The sequence below is a fragment of the Pseudoalteromonas sp. Of7M-16 genome (assembly GCF_022347805.1).
Taxonomy (GTDB): Bacteria; Pseudomonadota; Gammaproteobacteria; order Enterobacterales; family Alteromonadaceae; genus Pseudoalteromonas; species Pseudoalteromonas luteoviolacea_F.
On the sequence record NZ_JAKRFY010000002.1, the window covers coordinates 251,221 to 273,624 of the forward strand.

General features: G+C 41.1%; 20 protein-coding genes. 14 read left to right on the forward strand and 6 right to left on the reverse strand.

Annotated elements, in window-relative coordinates; all coding sequences use genetic code 11:
• The first annotated feature begins 66 nt into the window (after window positions 1–66).
• Entirely contained in the window at window positions 67–3,312 is a 3,246-nt protein-coding gene (gene rne / locus MHN81_RS03050; protein ID WP_239425003.1) for a ribonuclease E, read from the forward strand.
• Window positions 3,313–3,646: 334 nt separating this feature from the next.
• Here the strand turns inward: rne and MHN81_RS03055 are convergent, their stop codons facing one another.
• Together MHN81_RS03055 and MHN81_RS03060 are read right to left on the reverse strand one after the other, a co-directional pair.
• On the reverse strand, window positions 3,647–4,975 hold the full coding sequence (locus MHN81_RS03055; RefSeq protein WP_023402171.1) for a murein transglycosylase domain-containing protein: 1,329 nt from the start codon (window positions 4,973–4,975) through the stop codon (window positions 3,647–3,649).
• 44 nt (window positions 4,976–5,019) lie between these two features.
• The gene (locus tag MHN81_RS03060) at window positions 5,020–5,598 is read right to left on the reverse strand and encodes an LPP20 family lipoprotein (protein ID WP_023402172.1); all 579 of its coding nucleotides are present in this window, start codon (window positions 5,596–5,598) and stop codon (window positions 5,020–5,022) included.
• Window positions 5,599–5,803: 205 nt separating this feature from the next.
• On the opposite strand from MHN81_RS03060, the gene MHN81_RS03065 reads away from it, so the two are divergent.
• Genes MHN81_RS03065 through MHN81_RS03075 form a run of 3 tightly spaced genes read left to right on the forward strand, consistent with a single transcriptional unit; the run spans window position 5,804 to window position 9,122 of the window.
• Complete coding sequence (locus tag MHN81_RS03065; protein ID WP_023402173.1) at window positions 5,804–7,510, forward strand: hypothetical protein; 1,707 nt, start codon at window positions 5,804–5,806, stop codon at window positions 7,508–7,510.
• 12 nt (window positions 7,511–7,522) lie between these two features.
• Window positions 7,523–8,137 (forward strand): penicillin-binding protein activator LpoB, encoded by a 615-nt coding sequence (locus MHN81_RS03070; protein WP_023402174.1) that lies wholly within the window; start codon window positions 7,523–7,525, stop codon window positions 8,135–8,137.
• Window positions 8,127–9,122 carry an LPP20 family lipoprotein gene (locus tag MHN81_RS03075; RefSeq protein ID WP_023402175.1) on the forward strand — a complete coding sequence of 332 codons (996 nt, stop codon included), beginning with the start codon at window positions 8,127–8,129 and terminating at the stop codon, window positions 9,120–9,122. The genes MHN81_RS03070 and MHN81_RS03075 overlap by 11 nt, the downstream gene beginning before the upstream one ends.
• A 50-nt stretch (window positions 9,123–9,172) precedes the next feature.
• Here the strand turns inward: MHN81_RS03075 and yejK are convergent, their stop codons facing one another.
• Window positions 9,173–10,183 (reverse strand): nucleoid-associated protein YejK, encoded by a 1,011-nt coding sequence (yejK, locus tag MHN81_RS03080; RefSeq protein WP_023402176.1) that lies wholly within the window; start codon window positions 10,181–10,183, stop codon window positions 9,173–9,175.
• A 66-nt stretch (window positions 10,184–10,249) separates the two neighbouring features.
• On the opposite strand from yejK, the gene MHN81_RS03085 reads away from it, so the two are divergent.
• From MHN81_RS03085 to MHN81_RS03110, 6 genes are all read left to right on the forward strand, one after another.
• Complete coding sequence (locus MHN81_RS03085) at window positions 10,250–10,462, forward strand: DUF1414 domain-containing protein (RefSeq protein WP_023402177.1); 213 nt, start codon at window positions 10,250–10,252, stop codon at window positions 10,460–10,462.
• A 4-nt stretch (window positions 10,463–10,466) separates the two neighbouring features.
• On the forward strand, window positions 10,467–11,963 hold the full coding sequence (locus MHN81_RS03090; RefSeq protein WP_239425004.1) for a DUF3413 domain-containing protein: 1,497 nt from the start codon (window positions 10,467–10,469) through the stop codon (window positions 11,961–11,963).
• Between the two features lie 94 nt (window positions 11,964–12,057).
• Complete coding sequence (locus MHN81_RS03095) at window positions 12,058–12,531, forward strand: hypothetical protein (protein ID WP_023402179.1); 474 nt, start codon at window positions 12,058–12,060, stop codon at window positions 12,529–12,531.
• A gap of 239 nt (window positions 12,532–12,770) precedes the next feature.
• Window positions 12,771–14,504 (forward strand): bifunctional isocitrate dehydrogenase kinase/phosphatase, encoded by a 1,734-nt coding sequence (gene aceK, locus MHN81_RS03100; protein ID WP_239425005.1) that lies wholly within the window; start codon window positions 12,771–12,773, stop codon window positions 14,502–14,504.
• Window positions 14,501–15,439 carry a LysR family transcriptional regulator gene (locus MHN81_RS03105; RefSeq protein WP_023402181.1) on the forward strand — a complete coding sequence of 313 codons (939 nt, stop codon included), beginning with the start codon at window positions 14,501–14,503 and terminating at the stop codon, window positions 15,437–15,439. Before aceK ends, MHN81_RS03105 begins: the two co-directional genes overlap by 4 nt.
• The gene (locus tag MHN81_RS03110; RefSeq protein ID WP_239425006.1) at window positions 15,439–16,917 is read left to right on the forward strand and encodes a carboxypeptidase M32; all 1,479 of its coding nucleotides are present in this window, start codon (window positions 15,439–15,441) and stop codon (window positions 16,915–16,917) included. Before MHN81_RS03105 ends, MHN81_RS03110 begins: the two co-directional genes overlap by 1 nt.
• 23 nt (window positions 16,918–16,940) lie before the next feature.
• On the opposite strand, the gene MHN81_RS03115 is transcribed toward MHN81_RS03110, so the two are convergent.
• The gene (locus MHN81_RS03115; protein ID WP_023402183.1) at window positions 16,941–17,303 is read right to left on the reverse strand and encodes a hypothetical protein; all 363 of its coding nucleotides are present in this window, start codon (window positions 17,301–17,303) and stop codon (window positions 16,941–16,943) included.
• A gap of 142 nt (window positions 17,304–17,445) precedes the next feature.
• On the opposite strand from MHN81_RS03115, the gene MHN81_RS03120 reads away from it, so the two are divergent.
• The 3 genes from MHN81_RS03120 to MHN81_RS03130 all read left to right on the forward strand — a co-directional run bounded on the left by MHN81_RS03120 (window position 17,446) and on the right by MHN81_RS03130 (window position 19,794).
• Window positions 17,446–18,309: a hypothetical protein gene (locus tag MHN81_RS03120; RefSeq protein ID WP_023402184.1), complete on the forward strand. Its 864-nt coding sequence runs from the start codon at window positions 17,446–17,448 to the stop codon at window positions 18,307–18,309.
• A 98-nt stretch (window positions 18,310–18,407) separates the two neighbouring features.
• Complete coding sequence (locus MHN81_RS03125; protein WP_023402185.1) at window positions 18,408–18,818, forward strand: hypothetical protein; 411 nt, start codon at window positions 18,408–18,410, stop codon at window positions 18,816–18,818.
• A gap of 64 nt (window positions 18,819–18,882) precedes the next feature.
• Window positions 18,883–19,794, forward strand: coding sequence for a M14 family metallocarboxypeptidase (locus MHN81_RS03130; RefSeq protein ID WP_239425007.1), 912 nt, complete (start codon window positions 18,883–18,885; stop codon window positions 19,792–19,794).
• A 28-nt stretch (window positions 19,795–19,822) separates the two neighbouring features.
• On the opposite strand, the gene MHN81_RS03135 is transcribed toward MHN81_RS03130, so the two are convergent.
• Window positions 19,823–20,413, reverse strand: coding sequence for a CBS domain-containing protein (locus tag MHN81_RS03135; RefSeq protein ID WP_023402187.1), 591 nt, complete (start codon window positions 20,411–20,413; stop codon window positions 19,823–19,825).
• A gap of 459 nt (window positions 20,414–20,872) precedes the next feature.
• On the opposite strand from MHN81_RS03135, the gene MHN81_RS03140 reads away from it, so the two are divergent.
• Window positions 20,873–21,829: an FHA domain-containing protein gene (locus MHN81_RS03140; protein ID WP_239425008.1), complete on the forward strand. Its 957-nt coding sequence runs from the start codon at window positions 20,873–20,875 to the stop codon at window positions 21,827–21,829.
• A gap of 33 nt (window positions 21,830–21,862) precedes the next feature.
• Here the strand turns inward: MHN81_RS03140 and MHN81_RS03145 are convergent, their stop codons facing one another.
• Window positions 21,863–22,384 carry an Mpo1-like protein gene (locus MHN81_RS03145; protein ID WP_239425009.1) on the reverse strand — a complete coding sequence of 174 codons (522 nt, stop codon included), beginning with the start codon at window positions 22,382–22,384 and terminating at the stop codon, window positions 21,863–21,865.
• Window positions 22,385–22,404 lie beyond the last annotated feature (20 nt).

Below are 22,404 nucleotides of genomic sequence, written 5' to 3' on the forward strand. Positions count from 1 at the left end.
AGAGTTTTACCACCCGATGCAAAGTAGATGCGGGAAGGTAAAAAAGTAAATAGAGTACATAAGAATATGAAACGCATGCTAATCAATGCGACGCAGCAAGAAGAAATGCGCGTTGCACTGGTTGATGGCCAGCGTCTATATGATTTAGATATAGAAAGCCCAGGTCACGAACAAAAGAAAGCCAATATATACAAAGGCAAAATAACCCGTATTGAACCCTCACTTGAAGCTGCATTTGTCGATTATGGCGCAGAGCGTCACGGCTTCCTCCCTCTTAAAGAAATTGCCAAAACATACTTCCCTGAAGGCTATACCTTTAATGGCCGCCCTAACATTAAAGATGTTATCAAAGAAGGTCAGGAAGTAATTGTTCAGGTTGACAAAGAAGAGCGTGGACAAAAAGGCGCTGCACTAACAACCTTTATCAGTGTTGCTGGTAGCTATTTAGTTTTAATGCCAAATAACCCTCGTGCTGGCGGTATTTCACGTCGTATCGAAGGCGATGAACGTATTGAACTTAAAGAAGCTTTAAGCCGTCTTAAACTGCCCAAAGGCATGGGGCTTATCGTTCGTACGGCCGGTGTAGGTAAATCTTTCGAAGAACTTGAATATGACTTGAAAGCACTACTTGTGCACTGGCAAGCTATTCAAGAAGCTGCCGACAGCCGTAAAGCGCCATTTTTAATCCATCAAGAAAGTAACGTTATCTTCCGAGCTATCCGCGACTATCTTCGTCGTGATATCGGTGAGATATTGATTGATAAGCAAAAAGTTTTTGATGAAGCAAGAGCACATATTGAACGCTTCAGACCTGACTTTATCAATCGCGTGAAGCTATATAAAAATGATGTGCCTCTATTCACTCACTATCAGATAGAGAGTCAAATTGAATCTGCATTTCAGCGCGAAGTAAGACTGCCATCTGGCGGCTCGATTGTTATCGACCCGACTGAAGCGCTTACCTCTATTGATATCAACTCGTCTAAAGCAACCAAAGGCGGCGATATCGAAGAAACGGCACTTAATACCAATTTAGAAGCCGCTGACGAAATAGCAAGGCAGTTAAGACTTCGTGACTTAGGTGGCCTGATCGTAATCGACTTTATTGATATGACTCCTCCGCGCCATCAGCGTGAAGTTGAAAACCGCTTAAAAGAAGCTGTGAGAGCAGATAGAGCTCGCGTTCAAATCGGTAAGATATCAAGGTTTGGCCTTTTAGAAATGTCTCGTCAACGTTTACGTCCTTCTCTGGGCGAGGCGAGCCAGCATTCTTGCCCACGTTGTAATGGACAAGGCACAATCCGCTCTAATGAATCAATTGCCCTGTCTATTTTACGATTGATTGAAGAGGAAGCAATCAAAGAAAATACTGCTCAAGTGAATGCTCAGGTGCCTGTAAAGGTCGGCTCATTCTTATTGAATGAAAAGCGCAGAGCGGTGCAACGAATTGAAAAAAGACATAACTGTCACGTTGTCATTATTCCTAACCAGCACCTTGAAACGCCTCATTATGAAGTAGTTCGTTTGCGTAAAGACGATGTGCCAGAGTTAGCAAGTTATGAGCAAGTAGCAGAGCCGGAAGCTGATATCGTTGAAGTACAAATGACTCAGGCGACGCCAAAAGAAGAGCCTGTGTTAAAAGGCGTGGTAATGCCCTCTTCACCAGCCCCAGCGTCACAACCTGCTTCTCCACAAGCAGCTACAACCGCGACAGAGCAAGCTCAAGAACAAAAGCCGGGTCTGCTAGCACGCGTTAGCAAATGGCTTAAGAGCCTATTCTCTTCTGAGGAAGAGCAACCGAAAGAAGAAGAGAAAAAGCAGCAGCCAAAACGCCGCGGAAAGCAAGACAACCGTCGCCGTAATCAACGACGCAAAGGCCGTGGTCGTGGCGATGCACAAAAAGATGCCGCAACTTCTAACGACACTGTAGCTAAAGGCGAAGACAAAGAACGTACTGATAATCAAGAGCGTACGGAAAACCGTAACAAACGTCGTCGTCAAAACAATCGTAAACGTACTGATTCAGATAAAACCAAGAACACCAATACGGATAACGAAAATCAAAAACAGGACTCTCAGCAAGAGCAGCGAGAAAAGCCTGTAAAACAGCGTCGTCAACGTAGAAACCTGCGCAAAAAAGTACGTATTGAAAACCAAGCTGAAGTAGCACAAGAATCTTCACAAACTGATATGTCACCAGCTCCTGTCAAACCGGAAAAACAGGAAAAAGTACATGCACCAGTAGAAGAGCCTACCGTTACAGAGGAAAACAATACTGTAGTGGAAACGGTAGAAAGCGCTGAAGTAAGAGTTCAAAATGAAAATATCGTTGAACAAGATACGGCAGACATCACAGAAGTACCTGTGATCAGTGATGAGCAAGATGACGAAGTTGATGGAGAAAAGCGCGAAGCGAAAACTCGCTCAAGACGCTCACCTCGCCATTTAAGAGCTGCAGGTCAAAGACGTAAGCGTGGCGAGTCCACTAACCGTCAATCAGCTCCCGCCTTTGTACCTGTTGCTGACCAAGCTGCTGCTGAGTTTGAAGCTCAGCTACGCTCAGGCGAAGCTGTTACTGCTGAAGAAGCTTCTATTGCTGAGCAAGCACCTGTTGCTGAACAAGCACCTGTTGCTGAACAAGCACCTGTTGCTGAACAAGCACCTGTTGCTGAACAAGCACCTGTTGCTGAACAAGCACCTGTTGTTGAACAAGCGCCTGTTGCTGAACAAGCACCTGTTGTTGAACAAGCACCTGTTGCTGAACCAGCGCCTGTAGCTGAACCAGCGCCTGTTGCTGAACAAGCACCTGTTGCTGAACCTGCGCCTGTTGCTGAACCTGCGCCTGTTGCAGAACAAGCGCCTGTAGCTGAACCAGCACCTGTTGCTGAACCAGCGCCTGTTGCTGAACCAGCGCCTGTTGCTGAACCTGCACCTGTTGCTGAACCAGCACCTGTTGCTGAACCTGCACCTGTTGCTGAACAAGCGCCTGTAGCTGAACCAGCACCTGTTGCTGAACCTGCACCTGTAGCTGAACCAGCGCCTGTTGCAGAATCAGAGCCTGTTGTTGAACAAGCACCTATGGAAACACCTGTAGCTAAGCGAACAAAGTCAAGCCGTGTACGCTATACCAATACATCAGCATCACCAATGACAAAAGCCAGCTCTGCAGAAGAAGTGTCTGATGCTGTTGTTCCTAGTGCCATGCCAAATGAATTGAGAGCGGCTATCCAATCTAGTGGATTGGGCGTAGGTTCAAAATCACCAACAGCTAGGGCAAGTGCTAAAATGGCCTCACCACAGCCAGTTGAATAACTGATCTAACCTGGCAATCGCCACAAAAAAACCAGTCATGATTGACTGGTTTTTTTTGCCTGAAATATAACGGCATGATGTTTCCCTGACCATATACTAGGCTGTTGGCTGCATTCACTAATTAGATCAAGGCTGAACACGATATAAATTTAGCCGCAATTCATTAGTATTCTTATCGCTGTCTACTACCTCAACAAACAACCCGTTATGATTGATTGTTACTCATCTACGGTATAAATGTGATTAGCGTATTAGTTTTTACGGTGTGAGAAATCATTGCTAGTTAAGGTGGGGATGAAATTGAGTCGCAAAATCTATGCGACTCTTAGATTTGCTAGATATAAAGCTTTTCTGCCGTTAAAACTTTTTTCAGATAGTGCTTTGTCTCATCATACGGTAAGCCTGTCTGTAACGCTTCGAGAACGCGCTGTGGAGACATAGAATTAATGATCTTTGCAGCATCTCGAATATTCCTAGAGTTATCTGAATTGAAAACTCTAGCAACATTGCCTGCTCCCGTATTGTACGCGGCGATCATGCAGTATTTCCTGCTTAACGGGTCTTTTATGTAACTTAAATATCTGTCGTTTAACAGGTGAAGATAAGCTGTACCCGCTTCAATATTGTTATTCACGACATACAAATATGGAGCACTCATCGGTTCGTCAATTTTAAACAAAAACCGATTCACATCGACCCCGGCACTTGTCGGTACAACTTGCATTAAGCCATAAGCCGGGATATGTGATTTGGCAAGAGGGTTGAAGTGACTCTCGGTATGCATCACTGCTAACACCAAACTCGCATCCACTTCAAAGCGTTCACTGTGCTTGGCAATATTGTCGGTGTAAGATGAGGCTCTTTTTTTGGCTAAACTTCCTTGTGGAAGCTTAATGGTAACCTTAGTCACCTTTTCATCATTTTGACCAGCTATCTGTCTGACGGACTGCGCCAAGTTTTGAATTCGTTTAACTTCTAATTGCTCTAATTTCGCTTTATCTTCCGCAAGCTTATCTGATATTTCTGAGGTGCTCGATTGCGGCAACGCTAGCTTTTCATCAGCCTTCTTCTCAAGCAATTGCTTTTGTTCAACTGTCTGCTGTTTTATCTTGGCTTTCGCATCAATTATGGCACTTACTTTTAAGTTTCTATCAATTTCATAGTCTTGATAAGTGGCCTCTTCTAGAGAAGACTGCTCTCCGCTAAAAAAGCTCTGTATAAGTGCATTTTCCGATTGCCTAAAGCGTTCAAACTCACGCTTTACTTCTGCTTTTGACGGTGCGCCTTCTCCTTCATGACGAATACTTAATACAATCTCATTGCGTTCAAAATCGACTTCAAGTCGTGCACGGTTGTCATCGGAATAGGAAACATACTCACTTTGTGACGCAATTTTCGCCTCACCCCACTCTTTGATCAATGTATCTCTAAACGCATCATATTCAGCTAAGTGCTGTTCAACAAATTGTTCGTATTCACCTAAGTGCTGAGCTTTAAATTGTTCAAACTCAGATTGTTCTGAGGTTGTTTCAGGACCTGACTGCTTCTTGCTATCATAGTCCTGCATCTCTTTTGACAATTCACCAAAAAGTGTTGCTGTACTTGCAAAAGCAGTACTTACTACAAACTGAGAAGCGATTGTCAATGCTAGTACTTTCTTCACTTTAAAATCCTTACAAGCCAAAAACGCGCCGTGGGCGCGTTTTATTAGTTGGTCAATCTAGCAATTTCTTTTTCTAAATCTTTTTCTGCTTTATATGCTTTGAACTCTTGATACAAGAACTTTTCGTCTTGAGGATTGATCTCTTTTTTGCTCTCTTTAATTACATCTTTAAATAAAGAATGAGTTAGCTGCGGTGATAAAACGACAAGTGAACAGTAATAGTCTTTGCCACCTATTTCTACAACATCCGCCTTGTTTACACGTGAGCCGTTGAGCGTTTGTTTAGTTAATTGCTTTGAAACTGAACTAAATGTCGAACCTACAGTCGTATCATCATTCGCATCTGTACGATTTGCAAATGTCTTATCTAGACCTTCAATTCGAGTTTCGATTTGTTGTGCTAACGCTAAGCGAGCATTCGCCACTGAATGTTTTTGGTCAATTGAAATATTACCAGAGAATTTAACACAATCAGCAGCAGCGATACCATTTTCAATAGTTGGGTTTAATACCCAATCTGGGATGTTCACTTTTGACTGAGAAGCAGACTTATCTTGTGTTGAGCTACAACCTGCCAAGATCCCTGTAACAAGCACAGTAGTAAGTAGCGATTTAAGTTTCATGGTATTTTCCTTCGTAAGATTAATTGCCTAAAGCGATGATTTAAATTTAACAAAAGGCTGGGCTAATTACAGTAATAAATTGTAAGAACGATTTTTTACAACTTTGTTCTTTAAAAAATCTAAAAAAATCTTAAACTTGCTGACAATATAACTGAATTAATTGGTATAGTCACTGTCATGTTTTTTACAAGTCATGGATGTCAACGTGCAAGTTAATACTTATTTCAAGTCGCACTTTTCTTTCTTAACAGTAGTTTATGTACTTCTGCTAAGTGGATGCCAAAGTACACCAGCAAACAAAAGCGCTATTCTTCTCGCTCAGCAAGGGGAGTATGAATCGGCGAAGCAAGCTATTCGTACAGATTATTCACCTGTAGGTAAAAGTAAATTGTTACATTACCTAGAGCTTGGCATGCTTAATCACTTACAAGGCAACTATCAACGCAGTAACGAGCTGTTAAATGAAGCGCAGCAAATCATAGAACAACAGTACACAATCAGCGTATCTGAGAGAGCCTTGGCACTTGTGAGTGGTCCCACTTATACAACATATGCTGGTAAAATTTATCATCGACCGCTGATCAACTTTTACAAAGCACTCAATTACAATGCACTTGCCAATCAATCTGAGATTGACCGGCAAACCTATTTGGATTCTGCACTCGTTGAAATGCGACAACTCGATACTTATTTAAGTGGACTGAAAGATAAAACCGGTGGGTATGATGAACAAGATGAGCCATCTGGTTTGGATAGCCTCACTGAGCAAATTAACAACATCACAAGGCCATTGTTCGCACCAAACGATTTACTCAAAGATATTGAATATAAAGATGACGCATTTGCCCATTATGTCAGTGGTATTTTGTTTGAACGCAGTCAAGAGCTAGACTCTGCAAGAATACAATATCAAAGAGCAATACATGCATTTGAAGGAGGATTTGCCAAACAATATGCTATTAGCGACAGTATCGTTCTACAAATCAAACGCGATTTACTGCGCGTTATGGTGCAAGCTGGCGGCTATGACAATGAAGTTTCAGCATTGCGAAAAGCGCTAAAAATAACCAAAAGCACGCAATCTCAACCGGTATTAAACATATTTCAAAATATCGGAATTGGCCCTCAAAGAAAGCAGTTTAACTTGCTTTTACGCGCGGATAAGGAAGCAAAGGCCCTAGTCATGACGCCTATACTGTGGGGCACACGTCACGAACAACAAGCGCAAATGCGATGGTTTCAAATGCTCTATGCCGATACCAGCTTGTTTGATTTAATGCAAAACTATGCAACTGGCGACATTGGTGATGTCGCTATGGGCGCCCTAACCAAACGAATTCCTCTCGGGCCAATTTGGGAGGATGCTGTGGATATAGGTCTAATCAGTGCGTTGGAGTACGGCAGCCGAATTTCTGTTACTTACCTAGAGCCGCTGAAACAACAAATTAAACGCTCAGAAGTGTGGGTTAATAATAAAAAAATTGCCGACTTAAATAAAATTTACTCCGTAAGCCTATTGACGCTGCAAGATGCACTGAATAATGCGAACTCTGAAATTCAAATTGCGCTTGCAAGAGAACTGGTCAAAGCACTCACTGCCCAAAAAGCGATTTCAGCAACAGGATTAAACTCTCAGTTTTCCGGCTTTGCTAAATTTGCCACATCTGTTGTCAATGCGGTCACTGCGTCAGCTGATTTAAGGCAATGGCAATCTTTGCCGGCACAAGTTAATTACGTGCAACTGCCAATTTCAAAGGGCAAGCACGTGATCACTTTAAAAACACATTTAACATCTGGGCAGGTGATCGAACAGTCAGAAACGATCCAAGTCTTGGATGAAATAACGCTTTGGCATACCCGTACCTTTTTAGAGCAAACGCGTGTAGCCACACCAGAATCAACTTTTTTATAATGGAAAATTGTTATGAAATGTAATAAAACCTTACTAAAACTCACTCCGCTTTTCGTGGCTTGCACACTTGCTGTTTCTGGTTGTTCATCAACCAAAGTACAGAGAGTAGATGCAAATCAAGAGGTTGCATTATCTGACAAATGGAATGCAAAGGACTCTCAATTAGTTGCTGAAGCCATGATAAACGATATGCTGAGCTTCCCATGGGTTAACGATCACTTACAAAGAGAAGGATCTAAACCTGCTATTATCATCCAATCGGTACGCAATAAATCACACCAACACATCGCTGTTGATACTTTTTTAAATGATCTAAAACGGTCAATATTGCGTAGCGGCCAGGCTGACTTTGTCGCCAATAAAGACGTTCGACGTGATATACGTGAAGAACGTAAAGATCAAGAACTTAACTCTAGTCTAGAAACTCAAAATGAGATGGGACAAGAGTACGGCGCTGACTACGCCCTTTCAGGGACTATCAACTCATTTGTTGACGAGCAAGGTGGCGATCGCGTGACCTTCTATCAAGTTGACTTACGATTGATAGACATGACTACAAACCGTGAGGTATGGAATGGACAAAAGAAAATTCAAAAGTTGCAGGAGCGTTCGCGTTTTGGCTTCTAAACCCCTCGTAGCGACACTGTTTAGTGTCGCTCTGATTGCTGGTTGTCAAAGTAACTCGGCAACACAAGTAAAGGAAAATACAACGCCGCAGTGGATATCTGTGACACCAACTTCAAGTTACATGATATATGGCGTAGGCAATGCTCAGAATACAGGTGATATGCAACAAGCTAAACTTGCTGCGCAGGAGTCTGCACGGTTAGCGCTTGCCAAGCAATTAAATGTCACGATTTCTGCAAACACTACGATTAAGCAGCAAGCTGACGAAAAATCGATGACTTTTCATATCGATGAATATATTCAGTCAAAAGTGCCCAACATACAGCTACAAGGCGTCAAGATTGAAGATGAATATATCAGCGTAGATAATAGAACGGTCTATGCACTAGCTGCATTTAACCGTACCGAAGCGGTCATGCAAACTGAGCTGTCGATTCGTGCGATTGACGATGAGATTAGCCACTTTCAAATTGCCCGCACTCAGAGCAAGAGCCTTGCACTAAAAAGCGCCGTTGCCTTAAAACAGCTCGGAGTTAAACGTGACAAATATAATAACTACTTGCAAATGCTCCAAGCTGCACACGTAGCCAAGTCCAGCGCAGTACGTGCAAAACTGAAAGCAGCAGACGCTTTACTAAACAACATCAGCTTTAGTATAAGTGCCGATAGTCAAAAGCATCAAAAAGTCAGAGACATGCTTGCTCAAGCCCTTTCAAGCCAAGGTATCAAGGTCATTGATCAGAACGCCGACTTTGCTTTGAAATTTAGGGTCGATTGGCAGGATATGAAAAAGTCTGGTACGTATTACAGTCTAGCTGAGAGCTATTTAGTAATAACTGAGCAAGGCGAGGAAAAAGCACACTTCAACGCCAAAGTAAAAGCAGCCTCAAGTTTTAAAGACACCGCAAAAAGTAACGCGATGGGCAAACTGGCAGACAAGTTAGGACAACAATTGGCAGAGTTTGTTGTCACCGGAAAGTCTTGAGTTCATAGATTATGCCCGCCACAAATTAAAAAAGGCCCTTAGGCCTTTTTTTAATTTTCTTGTGAATACTTTTCTAACTGATCTTTTAAATTTGGCGGCACGCCTTTAATTGTCAGCGTATCGTTAACTGGATCATAAATCACTCGCTCGCCTAGGTGTTTTCGCTCAAAACCGACGCTAACACCGCCGCCCATGCCTGAAAACTTCACCATGGCGGTCACGGTTTTTTTATCAAGCGGGAACGATTCCTCTAATTCATATCCTTGCTCTTTGTAGAAGTCTTCAAATTGCACATCTGATGATTTTGACAGAGTATCTGATAAGCCTTCAATATCAGCATCTTCACCACTGTTGATACAATCATTACAATAGTCAAATACTTCCTTTCTGATCACATCTTTTTCTGACTTTTCAAACTGCTGTTCAGACAAATAATCTTCTACGGCATGCAACATAGTTTGAGATTGCTGCTTTGGATCTACCCCTTCAGCACACCCTAAGAAATCCAAGAAAAAGTCAGCAACCTTACGACCTGCACGCCCTTTAATAAAGGAGATATAACGGTTTTCGTCCGCCTGAGTATCCCATGCCGTTAGGTCGATTCGAGCTGCCAATTGCATACGAGAAATATCCAAATGCCTCGAACTGGCCAAATCTAATTCAGACGTGATCGAATAATGTTCTTTTATACTAATTTGCGCAATTAGCATATAATCACAACCGACGTATTGATAATGACAAAAAACTAAATAGCCCGTTTCGTGAAACGCATATTTATTCAGCTCTTCTTTTAAAACCTCTGTTGCCTGCTGCGTCAGGTGCCAAAAAGCAAGCTCATTATTACGATAACTCTGCATGGCAGACGCAACTGTGCTATTTTTGTCTCCATCAAACGCACAGAAACCTTTACCTGGCTTTCCATTATAAGCGTGGTGCAACTGTTCAATAAAAACATTGACCCGATCATTAATGATCATTTCATCTTCGCGTAAATGGATTTGCGTTTCTTCGTCTTGCTTGTCTACATAATGTACAACAAGCTTTTTCACCTCAATGCTCATCTTTGTTTTTAACGCCTCTGGTGTTAGAATATGAAGAATTGTAACTTTATTAATTTGAACCAACCGATGCCAATTCAGTCTAAATATTCCAATGAACAAGTAGAACAAATTGTTGATAGTTTAATCAATGTACTCCAAGAGCACAAAGCACCTGTCGACTTAAGTTTAATGTGTTTAGGAAATTCTATCACGCACATTCTAAAAGAACATGTGCCAGAGAGTAAAAGACAAGATGTCGCTGACAATTTTGCTAAGGCGCTTACTCAATCGGTAAAATAACGGAATGAATTTAACACCACACAGTCCTTTTTCTTCAAAAGCGAGTCAACTGCTAAGTTGGGGACACTGGTTTACCTTTGCCAATATTGGGCTGGTGCTTGTTATAGCACTGGCTTACTTGGCAGCAGACGCAGCACCAAGCAGTATGATTGGCTGGGTATACATGTTTGTAACTTGGATCAGCCACACCAGCTTCATAACATTTTGCGCTTTTGTCTTAACCGTTTTTCCTCTTAGTTTGATATTCCCCTACCCTCGCCATATACGAGGGATGGCCGCTATCATTGCAACATTCGGCATATCAGTGCTGTGTCTTGATGCGTTTGTGTACTATCAACATGGTTATCACCTTAGCGTTCAATCATTGCCAGAGATCATTTCTCTTTTGATTGGCATGATCAATGGACTCTCCGTACTTACAACTGCGATAATCCTTATCTGTTTTATTGCCATATTAAGTTTTGAGCTAATTGTCGGGAATCATGCTTGGCGCCATTTGGATAAGCTGAAATCGTATCGATTTCCAAAATATGCAACTGCATTCCTAGTAACCTGCTTTGCAACTAGCCATTTGATGCACGTTTGGGCAGACGCAAATAACTATTTTGATATTACAAAACAGGACAATGTATTACCGCTGTCATACCCAACCACAGCTAAAACTCTGCTTGCAAGACATGAGTTATTGGATTTAAACGAATATCAACAAGCGAGAACGGTTCGTTTAGAAAACGCCACCACTCACTTTCAGATTCCTAGCAGCTTGCCACAATGCGAGTTCAACGCTGCGCCTGTTGATATCATTGTCCTCAATAGCTCATTGACGTCTGATAAACAGCAAACACTCAACGGCGATTTTCTAACTCACTCACAAGTATTGGTGCCCACAAATACGAGCGACCACTACTTTAATTTGGTCTACGGTTTACCAGCGTATTATCGAAACACCATAACAGAAAACCACCTGCCACCTATTTGGAATACGCAAAATGCACTTGCCGTCGCCCAAGGTAACCCTTTTAAGTACCTTGATGCGCATTCCGAGGACACTAAAATTAATTTTCACTTTACTTCCGAAGTACCGGAACTTAAAGACGGCAGCTCGTATATCATTGTTGAGCACCCTGTCGGTAGCGATATTGTGACACAAACGGCACTGCATACTAATTTGCCTTATTTCGCAAATCAGAAAGGTCTGATGCAAGGTACCGATATTTTAGTAACTTTGCTGGATAAACACTTTAATTGTGGCAAACTAGCAGCGCAGACTATGATAGGAAATGTTTCGGGCAATAATGAAGTAAACCAAGGTGTAAACTACTCTCAAGGTGTTTTAATTACTTATAAAAAAGACCGAATAATATTGGTTAACCACGATGGCAGACACAAACAGATTTCTGCCAAAGAAGGGTTTCATATCGAGCAAAAAATGGATATTCCTTTTCTTGTTCACAGTATTAAATCACTCAAAAAGTTTACAGCAAAAGCGCCTAATCCTTAATTAGGTGCTTTTGCTACTCTTCAACTTGATTCTTTCCTGCAATTATTATTTTCGTCTATAGTTAGGGTATATGTGATAACAGGGAAACGTCGCTATGAAATTAACTTTTTTGCTGTGTTTATTCTTTTTTGCCAATATCGGTGATGCCAAAACCACGGTAACTTACTACAAGTGCATGACAGATAAAAGCACAGTATTTAGCCAACACCCCTGTTCTAACAACGCACAACAATACACTCTCACACACTCAGATCCGCAGGCTACGGTTCCTTCAGAGCAGCATTTTAAAACACTGAATGAATTAGAGCGAAAGCAGATTATTCGTAATTTAAAACATGCATTACGCGCTAAAAAACAACACGCAGCAGTACTGGGGCGCAAACGCGATGAAGCTGCCAGAGAGCAGCAGCGCAGAGTCACGCGATTGATGGACGATGAACGCCGCAAAGCCACCGTAAAAGATGTTAAAAAGCAGCTAAAATCGATAAATAAAGACTATTTGCAGAAAGTAAAAGTACTAAATAAAGAAATTGCTCAAATTGAAAAAAAACTAAAAAGACTTGAGTAACCTTTACCCGAGTGCCAGCCACCCATCGTTTAAAGTTTCCAAAACCGCGTAAGCACTATCCACACACCTTTCGTGAAGTTGGTATGACACCCCTTTCAGATTTGCCAAATGACAATGTTCCAAGCTAAAGTATATAACTTATTAAAGCGAATATGCTTGATAATTTAGCTTTACATCCTGCATAGATACACCTAATAAAAATTAATAACAGGATGTTTTATACCGTAAAAGGATAACTTATGGACCCTCAAGATATCGCTTTTTTAATTATTTCCGGGTTTAAAAAGCACTATACTCTGTTTCAGGATATGACGGCACAAGTTCCACAAGCTTTCATTTCACAACAATGGGCCACCATAGAAAGCATAAGCAAGTCTAGAATTAGCCACTATGATCAACGGGTGCAAGAAACAGTCAGTATTTTAAAGCTGCAATTCCCTTCAAACCATATTTGTGATGGTTTGTGGCATCAAGTAAAACAGTCCTACATTCAGATTTTGACTTTTCACCCACAAGCAGAGCTCGCGGAAACCTTCTACAATTCAGTTTTTTGCCACCTTTTTCATCATAGTTATTTTAATAATGATTTTATCTTTGTATCGAGTACAAAACAGGGGGAACCACTACTGCCTGTTGAAGCTGAATACCGCAGCTACTTTCCTGTTTTGGAAGGGATGAAAAAAACCATAGAACAAATGTTTGCCGACGCAGAACTGCAGGCTGAATTTCAAGATCTGAGCCAAGATATTCGCCAATTACAAAAAGCTTTTTTAAAACAAGCTCCGAATACTCACCACCAGCATTTCAGAATGCGATTTGATATCTTAAAATCGCCATTTTACCGTAACAAGAGTGCCTATATTGTTGGCAGAGTTGTCTCTTGCTCTGGCACACAGCCATTTATCATCGCATTGCTGCACCATCCAAATGGCAAGCTAAAAATAGATGCTTTGATCACCAATGCATCACAAATGAGTCTGATCTTTGGTTTTGCACGCGCTTATTTTCTTGTTGAAACCCACGCTCCTTCAGCGATGGTGAGATTCTTAAATCAATTAATGCCAAGTAAAACCGCAGCGGAACTCTACAACTCAATAGGCTTTCATAAACACGGTAAAACGGAGTTCTATCGCGACTTTCTAATCCACAAAAAAAATAGTCGCGAACAATTCACTATCGCTCCTGGTACTCCTGGCATGGTTATGCTCGTATTCACCCTGCCGTCTTTTCCTTATGTATTCAAAGTAATAAAAGATGAATTTTCACCAAGCAAGCCCTTTGGTAAAGAGACTGTACTGGCTAGGTACCAGCTAGTAAAAAACCATGACAGAGTCGGTAGAATGGCTGATACACTCGAGTATTCCAATGTGGTTATCCCAAAAGCGCTGATCGAACCGACACTGCTACAACAAATAGAAAGCAAAATCGCCAGCAATATCACACATGAAGATGACTTTATTATTATTAAGCACATGTATATAGAGCGACGAATAACCCCGCTAAACCTTTTTCTGCAAAGTGCGTCTGACGTTCAAATTGAGCATGCTATTAAAGATTACGGTGATGCAATTAAAGAAATGCTGTCGGTGAATATTTTCCCAGGTGATATGCTGTTAAAAAACTTTGGTGTCAGCCGTCACAATAGGGTGATATTTTATGACTACGATGAAGTACAATACCTCACCGATATGACATTCAAGGCATTACCCAAAACATCGCTTGATGACTTGTATTCGGGGCAAAGCTTGCCTTCATGCGCACCAAATGATGTATTTCCAGAGCAAATGTGTACATTTGTGCTGACAAACCCTAAACTCAAAGCAGTATTTGAGCGCTTCCATCCTGAGCTTTTGTTGCCATCATTTTGGCAAAAAATGCAAAGGGACATACGACAACACATCACAAAACACGTTTATCCATATCCGCAATGCCAGCGGTTTGGACATCACAATAACAAGAAAGGAACATTGTGAACATTAGTAAAATTGACCTTAACTTGCTTGTATACTTGGATACTCTTCTCAGAGAGTGCAATGTCACGCGTGCAGCCAATCAATTAAGTATCACCCAACCAGCCATGAGTAATGGTCTAAAACGGCTACGAAACTTATTCAATGACCCCATTCTAGTGCGCACCAGTGAGGGAATGGTGCCTACAGAGCGCGCTTTGGAGTTACAGCCTGTTATTCGCGGTATTTTAATGACTCTAGAAGAGACATTGGCTCCAAATAGAGAGTTTGAAGCCAGTCAAAGTAAACGTGTATTTCGAATTATGGCCAGTGATTATGCAGCGAGCACACTGGCCCCAAAGCTGTTAGCAAAACTACACAATGAAGCACCAGACACAACGCTCGATATACTTACGCCCAGTGACGTGACGTTCCATGATGTTGAAAATGGCAAAGTAGACATGGCCATCAACCGTTTTGAGAATCTGCCACAATCTTTCCATCATAAACAAATCTGGAAAGATAGTTTTAGCTGTTTAGTCAAATCAGATAACCCAATTAAAGAAGACTTTACACTAGAAGCCTATTTGAACGCACGGCATATCTGGGTCAGTAAAACAGGGTTTGGCGTTGGCGTTGGTATGAACCCCGAAGATGTACAAAAACTTGGCTGGGTTGATGAAGCTTTGGCCAACTTTGGCAAACATAGAAATATTGCCACTTTTACACGTAATTATCACGTCGCTATCCACTTAGCAAAAGAACAAAACTTAATTGCGACGCTGCCCTCGAAAGCAGCTAGTATTTATCGAGATGATGCGTCATTAGCTGTTTTAGAACCACCTTTCCCAATCCCACCATTTGAGCTAGATATGATTTGGAGTCCATTGCTACATAGAGACGCAAGCCATGTTTGGCTACGGCAGAAAATTGCAGAAGTCGCCGAGGAAATTAAATAATGGCAGCACAAAGTTACAACAAGCTTGTAGAGCATTATCAGTCTATTGATAATTTTGAACATCTCAGAGCAATATGCAGCTGGGATCAAGCCACTTTTATGCCTTCAGGGGGAGCAGATAGCCGTGCCGACGCAATGGCGGAGCTCGCTGTTCACCTTCATAAATTACATACAGCGCCTCATTTGGCCGAGCTGTTTGAACTTGCCAAAGATGAAGCTTTAGACACGGCGCAACTGGCGAGTGTAAAAGAAATGCACAGAACGTGGCAGTTGCAAACCGTATTGCCAGCTGAACTCGTTAAAGCCAAAAGCCTAGCTGGCGCTAAGTGCGAGCATCAATGGCGAATGCAAAGACAAGAGAATGATTGGCAAAGCTTCCTAAAGAATTTCGAACCTGTGGTTGCCTTGAGCCAAGAAGAGGCTCAGATCAGAGCCTCATCATCCAGTATGACGCCCTATGATGCGATGCTCGATATCTATGAACCGGGAATGTGTAGCGCACAACTCGATCAACTATTTGGTGATGTCGCAACTTGGTTACCTCAAATGATTCAAACCGCAGCGCAGGACTACTCACCTGACCATACAGCCCAATACCCTATAGAGCAACAAGAACGACTCGCCCATGAGCTTATGACACTACTTGGCTTTGACTTTAGTCATGGCCGATTGGACACCAGTGTACATCCTTTTTGTGGTGGTACCAGCCAAGATACACGTATCACAACGCGATATAGTGAAAATGAATTTGTAAATGCCATGATGGGTGTGATCCACGAAACTGGGCACGCGTGTTATGAACAAAATTTGCCTCAGAAATTAGCTAAGTTACCTGTTGGCAAAGCTCGCTCAATGGCCATTCATGAATCTCAATCTCTCTTTTATGAAATGCAAATTGCGAGAAGCCCAGAATTTATTGCCTTATTGAGCGACCGCGCTAGCGACTACTTCCCAAAATATGCGGCAATTAACAATTCGCAAAATTTAATAGCACAACTACAGCGTGTTGAACCAAGCTTGATCCGTGTTGATGCTGATGAAGTCACCTACCCTGCACATGTCATTTTACGTTATGAAATTGAACGAGATTTAATCAATGGTATTGTTCGGGGTAAAGATATTCCCCAGCTGTGGGACCTCAAGATGTCACAGCTTTTGGGTATTTCTACCAAAGGCAATTACAAAGATGGCTGCATGCAGGATATTCATTGGACTGACGGCAGCTTTGGCTACTTCCCGAGTTACACCCTAGGTGCCATGTATGCGGCACAATTTAAACACACAATGGCCAAAACCATCAATATTCCTCAACAGATCAACAACCGAGATTTAAAGCCAATTTATGATTGGCTAAACACCCAAATATGGCAAAAAGCCAGCCTCCTCTCGACTCAGGATTTAATAGTTGAAGCAACTGGTAAAGGCTTGGACGTCGGCATATTTAAATCCCATCTTCAGCATCGATACTGTAAAGCTTAACAGTTGAGCTAATGCCTAGCACTTTAGGCATTAGCCTCATTGCTTTCTAATTTTGCCACTTGTATTTTATTTACTAAAAACTGAGCTGTTTCCTTGAGTGGTGCATCCTCAATTTGCTGCATTCGATACTCTATAAAGCTATCTAATCTACCGCTTCTAAGTGCTAGTAAACATTTACTTATGGATTCATCTACATACTCATTTAACGAGATCGCTGCACTCCAATGCAATGAATTGGCCCACTGTAATACATGGCTCAACTCACTCGGCGTAATTTCCCCGCAAACGCACTGCGACATAAGTGCAATATCTAGCAGTGATTCTTTTTGTAGCTGTTCGACACATACTCCACTATCAAGATGAGACAGTAATTGTTCAAATTTCATTATCGGCTCCTTCAGTTTGACGGCCAGCCATTTAAGGCTGTATTACTGAACATATAAAACTACACCCTTATTGTCACTTAAAAAATATACAAGTTGATATCCATGCACTAGCCTTAAAAATGGGCAACTCAGATGGTAAATAATGTCCAGGCAATACTTAATCATTTCATTGATAATTTGGATCGTGTGCAATTCGGTATCTGCACGTGAGGAAATAGCTGTACCTGTCGATAGAGATATCTATCGGTATGCAAAAAACATTTTGAACAATCGCAACATTGAGGATATCACTCCGGATATATTCTCACACCCATTGTGTCAAAGAGATGTGGTAGATTTGCTCCTTATTCAAAAAGCACTTCACATTGGCAAAGCTCAAGTATCCCTGAAGTTTTTTATGATTGACCACGAAGAACGTGAAGAAATCTTATTGCAATCTGGCATGTCAGTGATCAGTGTCGATACACTTTGGTATTCAAGCACACAAGAGCTCAGTGATGATGTCTATATTTCCTCCCCCATAATTAGAAATGGTGAATATTTTGCCGGGGTCTATGCTGCGTCTGAGCGGGTTGTTGAACTAGGCCGTATAATTGATTCTGATTTTTCCAAGGTCACAGTTATTAGTAATAAAGATTGGGCTGTCGATTGGTCAACTATTCAACTGTTATCCCCTAAACAACTATTTAATGAAACAGACTGGACAATTATGGCGCGTTTAGTCAGTAATGGCTGGGTTGACATTATGCTCATCCCATTCAACAATCAAACACCGTTCAAATATACAGGTAAGGGCTATAGTGTTGAAGCTATTCAAGGAATTAAGGTTGCCTTACAAGATAGCCGCCACTTCGTCGTAAGTAAAAAGCACCAACATAGTCAAGCTATTTTTAATGCGTTAGAAGTGGGAATAAAACAACTCAGGGCGTCAAAATTTATTGAAAATTCATATAGAAACTGCGGGTTTCTAAACGTTTTGGTTGATAAATGGCGCGAAATACCCTAGAAAAATCGTATTTTTAGTAGTTTCTACTCAGATTCATATTTGCTCCACTTTGTTCCAATATTGTTCCCACGTTGAAAACTCACCAATAGGAATCAAGAATGAAAGAGCTTAGACTTCAGGTCAATTTTATATTCTATATGATCGTGACACTGGTATCTTTGGTATTACTTAGTGCTGCTAAACTATTTTTAGAGATGCAATTATCTCAGTTAGCTGCTGTACAATTCACAATTGCAGTAACAGCAATAGCTATAGCCTTAATACATTTTATGCTGGCTTTATCTGGTCAAAACAAAGTCACAATTTGCAACCAAGGTTTTTCGTATTTTAATCTCTTTGGTACGCGAAAATTCGTGCCTTCTGAAGAAATCCATAAATTATCAACCCGTAATATTTTGGGTCTCAAAGTTATCCAAATACATTTAATCGATACGAAAATCACGCTGCTTGCATTTAAAATTACCAAGGCGCAGAAGAGATCACTCGTTCAACTTGGCTATTTGGCTTAAAAGGTTGCCATTGAAATTTAAACTACTTAGGATGCTCCAAAAAAAGGTCATAGAGAATTAAGTAATGTCACAGCAATATCCAATTGGCACAGCAGGGACCCCATGGGGGGAAGCAGAAAAGAGTATTTGGCTCGAATCTCAGTCTATCAAACGCTCATATAGCGAACTCGTTTTAGCTGAGATTGAAGGGTTAAGTGAACTATGTGATATAGAAGAATATGGAACGCTAGATTATCAATCTAGAACGTATCCATTGTTGGCAATTAGAAACAAAAATGCCAATACTGCACTGCCTACAATCTTGGTAACTGGTGGCGTGCATGGTTATGAAACCAGTGGCGTGATGGGGGCTTTAGCATTTGCAAAGCACCAAATGACACTTTTTACAGATCATTTTAACTTTTTAATTTTACCTTGTATTAGTCCGTGGGGCTTTGAGACCATTAATAGATGGAACCCTAATGCAATTGATCCAAATCGTTCCTTTTATAGTGATAGCCCAGCGCAGGAGTCACTGTATGCTATGCAATATGTAAATCAATATGCTGGCAAAATCATTGCTCATATTGATCTTCATGAAACGACAGATACGGACAACAGTGAATTTCGCCCAGCTCTTGCGGCAAGAGATGGTAAAATAAATAACAATTGGAATATACCTGACGGTTTCTATTTAGTTGGTCATACACAAAAACCAGAACCGGAATTTCAAAAGTGTGTAATAAACCAAGTGCAAAAGGTGACGCATATCGCTGATGCAGATGACAACGCCCAATTAATTGGCGTAGACATCGAGCAATTTGGGGTTATCAACTATGACGCCACCACATTAGGACTGTGCATGGGTTTTACCAATGCACCTTATGTCACAACAACTGAAGTGTATCCAGATAGCGCCAATACTTCTGAACAAGAGTGCATAGATGGTCAAGTCGCCGCAATACTAGGCGTCATTCAATACCTTAAAAACCTGTAAAGTATTATCCGAATGTAACGGCTTGCACTTAAGCCGTTACCTCTCCATGTTCATAAATAATTTCAAAGATCTCTTTAAATGAATGTGCCTTTTGCAAAATATTGACAGGGATATGTAACGCGCGAGCAATATCAGAAGCCGAGATCATACCTCGCAACACTTGGTTGCGATCCATAAGTAAAACATGTTGATGACCCAACTCTTTCAACGTTTCCAGTATATCGCCTATTCTTGCATCTGTGACACACTCGTAAAACATCGCATGTAACTCACTTTTTTTAGTCATTACATCTTCTACTGTCAGATCTGAACGCGACACATTGCGTTTTTGCGCCGTAGTTAATACCTTTCGTCCGGTTAAATCTTTTGAATTCACCACACCAACAAACGTGTCATCATGATCGATTACTAACTTACATCGAACATGGCCATTCACCATCATAAATAGTGCATGGTCAATATCGACATCTTTTAAGATCATCTGTGGATGACGACGAGAAAAGTCTGTTACAACCTGCTCTGCTGGACTAAAAATTGATAAAGGATTTCCCTCGTAATGCTCACAAAACTGATAAATCCCTTCCAGCTTAGTTGTGTTTAGCAATTTAAACTCACTCATAAACCACCTCTTGTGGACTTAATTATTGCCTTTAATTAAAAAGAATGGTCTATTGTTTGAGGGATCGCAAGGAAGATTAAAGGTACGGTCACACCATCTAAAAGTGCTGTAATCCCCTGTAATAGATAAATTAAGTTATTCTTTGTAAACTACATTTTATAAGTTAGAGAACTTACAAAAAGACATATACAGGCTATTTTAGACACCCAAAATTGCAGATTTCCCTTTAATGGTGCCCATTTAGGTGGGCCCACTTTTTATAATGCTATTTCATATTCAGAGGTGACATTATGAATACATATTGCCGAACTTAATGGCATATGCAACAACGAGTAACCATTACTGCTCTCACGGATAGGAGACTTTTTGCTGGTGATTTACTCCATTTATCAGGTAAAATTTCTGCAACAACTACGTGATGCTAGCCTTTAGCAAATATACGGAAATTTAGGAAAATCTATGGCTTACTTAATCGATGAGCTAAAGCTCGAAAAAATTTATCTTAAAAGTTATCACACTTTTGGGCGCTTTAAATTCAATGTGGATACATTTTTAGATAAACCCGGAATTTCCAGACACCACGCCATCATCGAGTATACAAATGATAACTGGCTCATTCGCGATGTAAGTACCAATGGCATTTGGATAAATGACCGCAAAATTGACAAAAACCTGCCGTACCAGCTGTCTGAAAATGACAAAATTGACTTTGCTGCACCAGGCCAAAACTCCTTTGTCGTCGGCAGTTTAAATGCAAATTGCCAATATTTTGTGTCACAGAATAACCGCAATCATGTCATTGAAATTGAAAATCAAATGCTTCTGCCCAACGAAGAAGAAGCTACACATATTGTGTACTACGATAACTTGCTTAACTACTGGTTTTTAGAAGATCTAAATACATCCGATAGACAAGCACTCATCGATGGCGGGATAACCAGCCTATTTGGAGAGCAGTGGTTATTTTATTGCGCTGGCATTTCAACCATGACCAAACACCTGGAACAACAGCCAGCTGTCAAGCCATTGGCACTTAGCTTTGCTGTGAGCTTAGATGAAGAAAAAACCGAGCTCTCTTTGCATATTGAAGGGGAAGAGTTCAGTTTAGGCAGTCGCAGTCACCATTATTTACTCCTACTTTTGGCAAGGCTAAGAATTGAAGATAAGCAAGCGGGCGTTGACCCTGAATCTCAAGGTTGGATCTATAGAGAAGAGCTTGCCAAACAGCTAGGTATTCAAATGAACCATATGAACATCATGGTTCACCGCGCCCGAAAACAATTGAGCGAAGCCTCTCCTGAAAAGGCGCCAGAGGCCGGATATATTATAGAAACTAACAATGGGCAGTTGCGCTTAAACTGCCAAGATGTCACCATTTTAAAAGGTACTCAGCTAGAAACTCGCATCAGCTTATAGAGCGCCTTACAATACACAGCAGGTTCCTATTAGTTAATTTCTATAGGCTCCTGCCTGTGCAAGAATTTGCATCTCTAAGTGCTTCATACATCCAAATTTAAAAAGCACTTCAACTAATACAAACAATGGGCCAATCAATAACCCCATTAAGTCATCAACAAACGCAGGTTTCTTTCCTTCAAAGTGATGACCAATGAATTGCACTACCCACCCGAACAAAAAAATACCGACTCCGATTGCATAGAATCCACTCATTGGCACACCAAACAGCATTATTTGGCTACTAAGCACGGTTGTTAACGCATAGCCAGTTGCCAAAATTGCTATCATGATTAGTCCTAGCCAAGCTGATAAATAAAAATAGTATGCACCTACAGCACCTATTAAAATGACTGACAACGTCACTTCAAATTGGCTAAACTCAAACAGCGGAATGTAAGTCAGCATAATAACCGCAAACACAATTAACGGCACGCCAACTAGGTGCGTTCTAATATTGCGCTTATCTCTGTGGTAGAGTGCATATTGCACCAAATGCTCTTCTAAGCTTTTCATAGCGATTCTCAATAAGAGTA

What these genes read in the sequence shown, in the direction of transcription:
- MHN81_RS03135 (WP_023402187.1), bottom strand. Translation starts at nt 20,413, where the DNA reads ATGAGTGAGTTTAAATTGCTAAACACAACTAAGCTGGAAGGGATTTAT.
- MHN81_RS03060 (WP_023402172.1), bottom strand. Translation starts at nt 5,598, where the DNA reads ATGAAACTTAAATCGCTACTTACTACTGTGCTTGTTACAGGGATCTTG.
- yejK (WP_023402176.1), bottom strand. Translation starts at nt 10,183, where the DNA reads ATGAGCATTGAGGTGAAAAAGCTTGTTGTACATTATGTAGACAAGCAA.
- MHN81_RS03090 (WP_239425004.1), top strand. Translation starts at nt 10,467, where the DNA reads ATGAATTTAACACCACACAGTCCTTTTTCTTCAAAAGCGAGTCAACTG.
- MHN81_RS03115 (WP_023402183.1), bottom strand. Translation starts at nt 17,303, where the DNA reads ATGAAATTTGAACAATTACTGTCTCATCTTGATAGTGGAGTATGTGTC.
- rne (WP_239425003.1), top strand. Translation starts at nt 67, where the DNA reads ATGAAACGCATGCTAATCAATGCGACGCAGCAAGAAGAAATGCGCGTT.
- MHN81_RS03095 (WP_023402179.1), top strand. Translation starts at nt 12,058, where the DNA reads ATGAAATTAACTTTTTTGCTGTGTTTATTCTTTTTTGCCAATATCGGT.
- aceK (WP_239425005.1), top strand. Translation starts at nt 12,771, where the DNA reads ATGGACCCTCAAGATATCGCTTTTTTAATTATTTCCGGGTTTAAAAAG.
- MHN81_RS03085 (WP_023402177.1), top strand. Translation starts at nt 10,250, where the DNA reads ATGCCAATTCAGTCTAAATATTCCAATGAACAAGTAGAACAAATTGTT.
- MHN81_RS03125 (WP_023402185.1), top strand. Translation starts at nt 18,408, where the DNA reads ATGAAAGAGCTTAGACTTCAGGTCAATTTTATATTCTATATGATCGTG.
- MHN81_RS03140 (WP_239425008.1), top strand. Translation starts at nt 20,873, where the DNA reads ATGGCTTACTTAATCGATGAGCTAAAGCTCGAAAAAATTTATCTTAAA.
- MHN81_RS03120 (WP_023402184.1), top strand. Translation starts at nt 17,446, where the DNA reads ATGTCCAGGCAATACTTAATCATTTCATTGATAATTTGGATCGTGTGC.
- MHN81_RS03110 (WP_239425006.1), top strand. Translation starts at nt 15,439, where the DNA reads ATGGCAGCACAAAGTTACAACAAGCTTGTAGAGCATTATCAGTCTATT.
- MHN81_RS03145 (WP_239425009.1), bottom strand. Translation starts at nt 22,384, where the DNA reads ATGAAAAGCTTAGAAGAGCATTTGGTGCAATATGCACTCTACCACAGA.
- MHN81_RS03070 (WP_023402174.1), top strand. Translation starts at nt 7,523, where the DNA reads ATGAAATGTAATAAAACCTTACTAAAACTCACTCCGCTTTTCGTGGCT.
- MHN81_RS03130 (WP_239425007.1), top strand. Translation starts at nt 18,883, where the DNA reads ATGTCACAGCAATATCCAATTGGCACAGCAGGGACCCCATGGGGGGAA.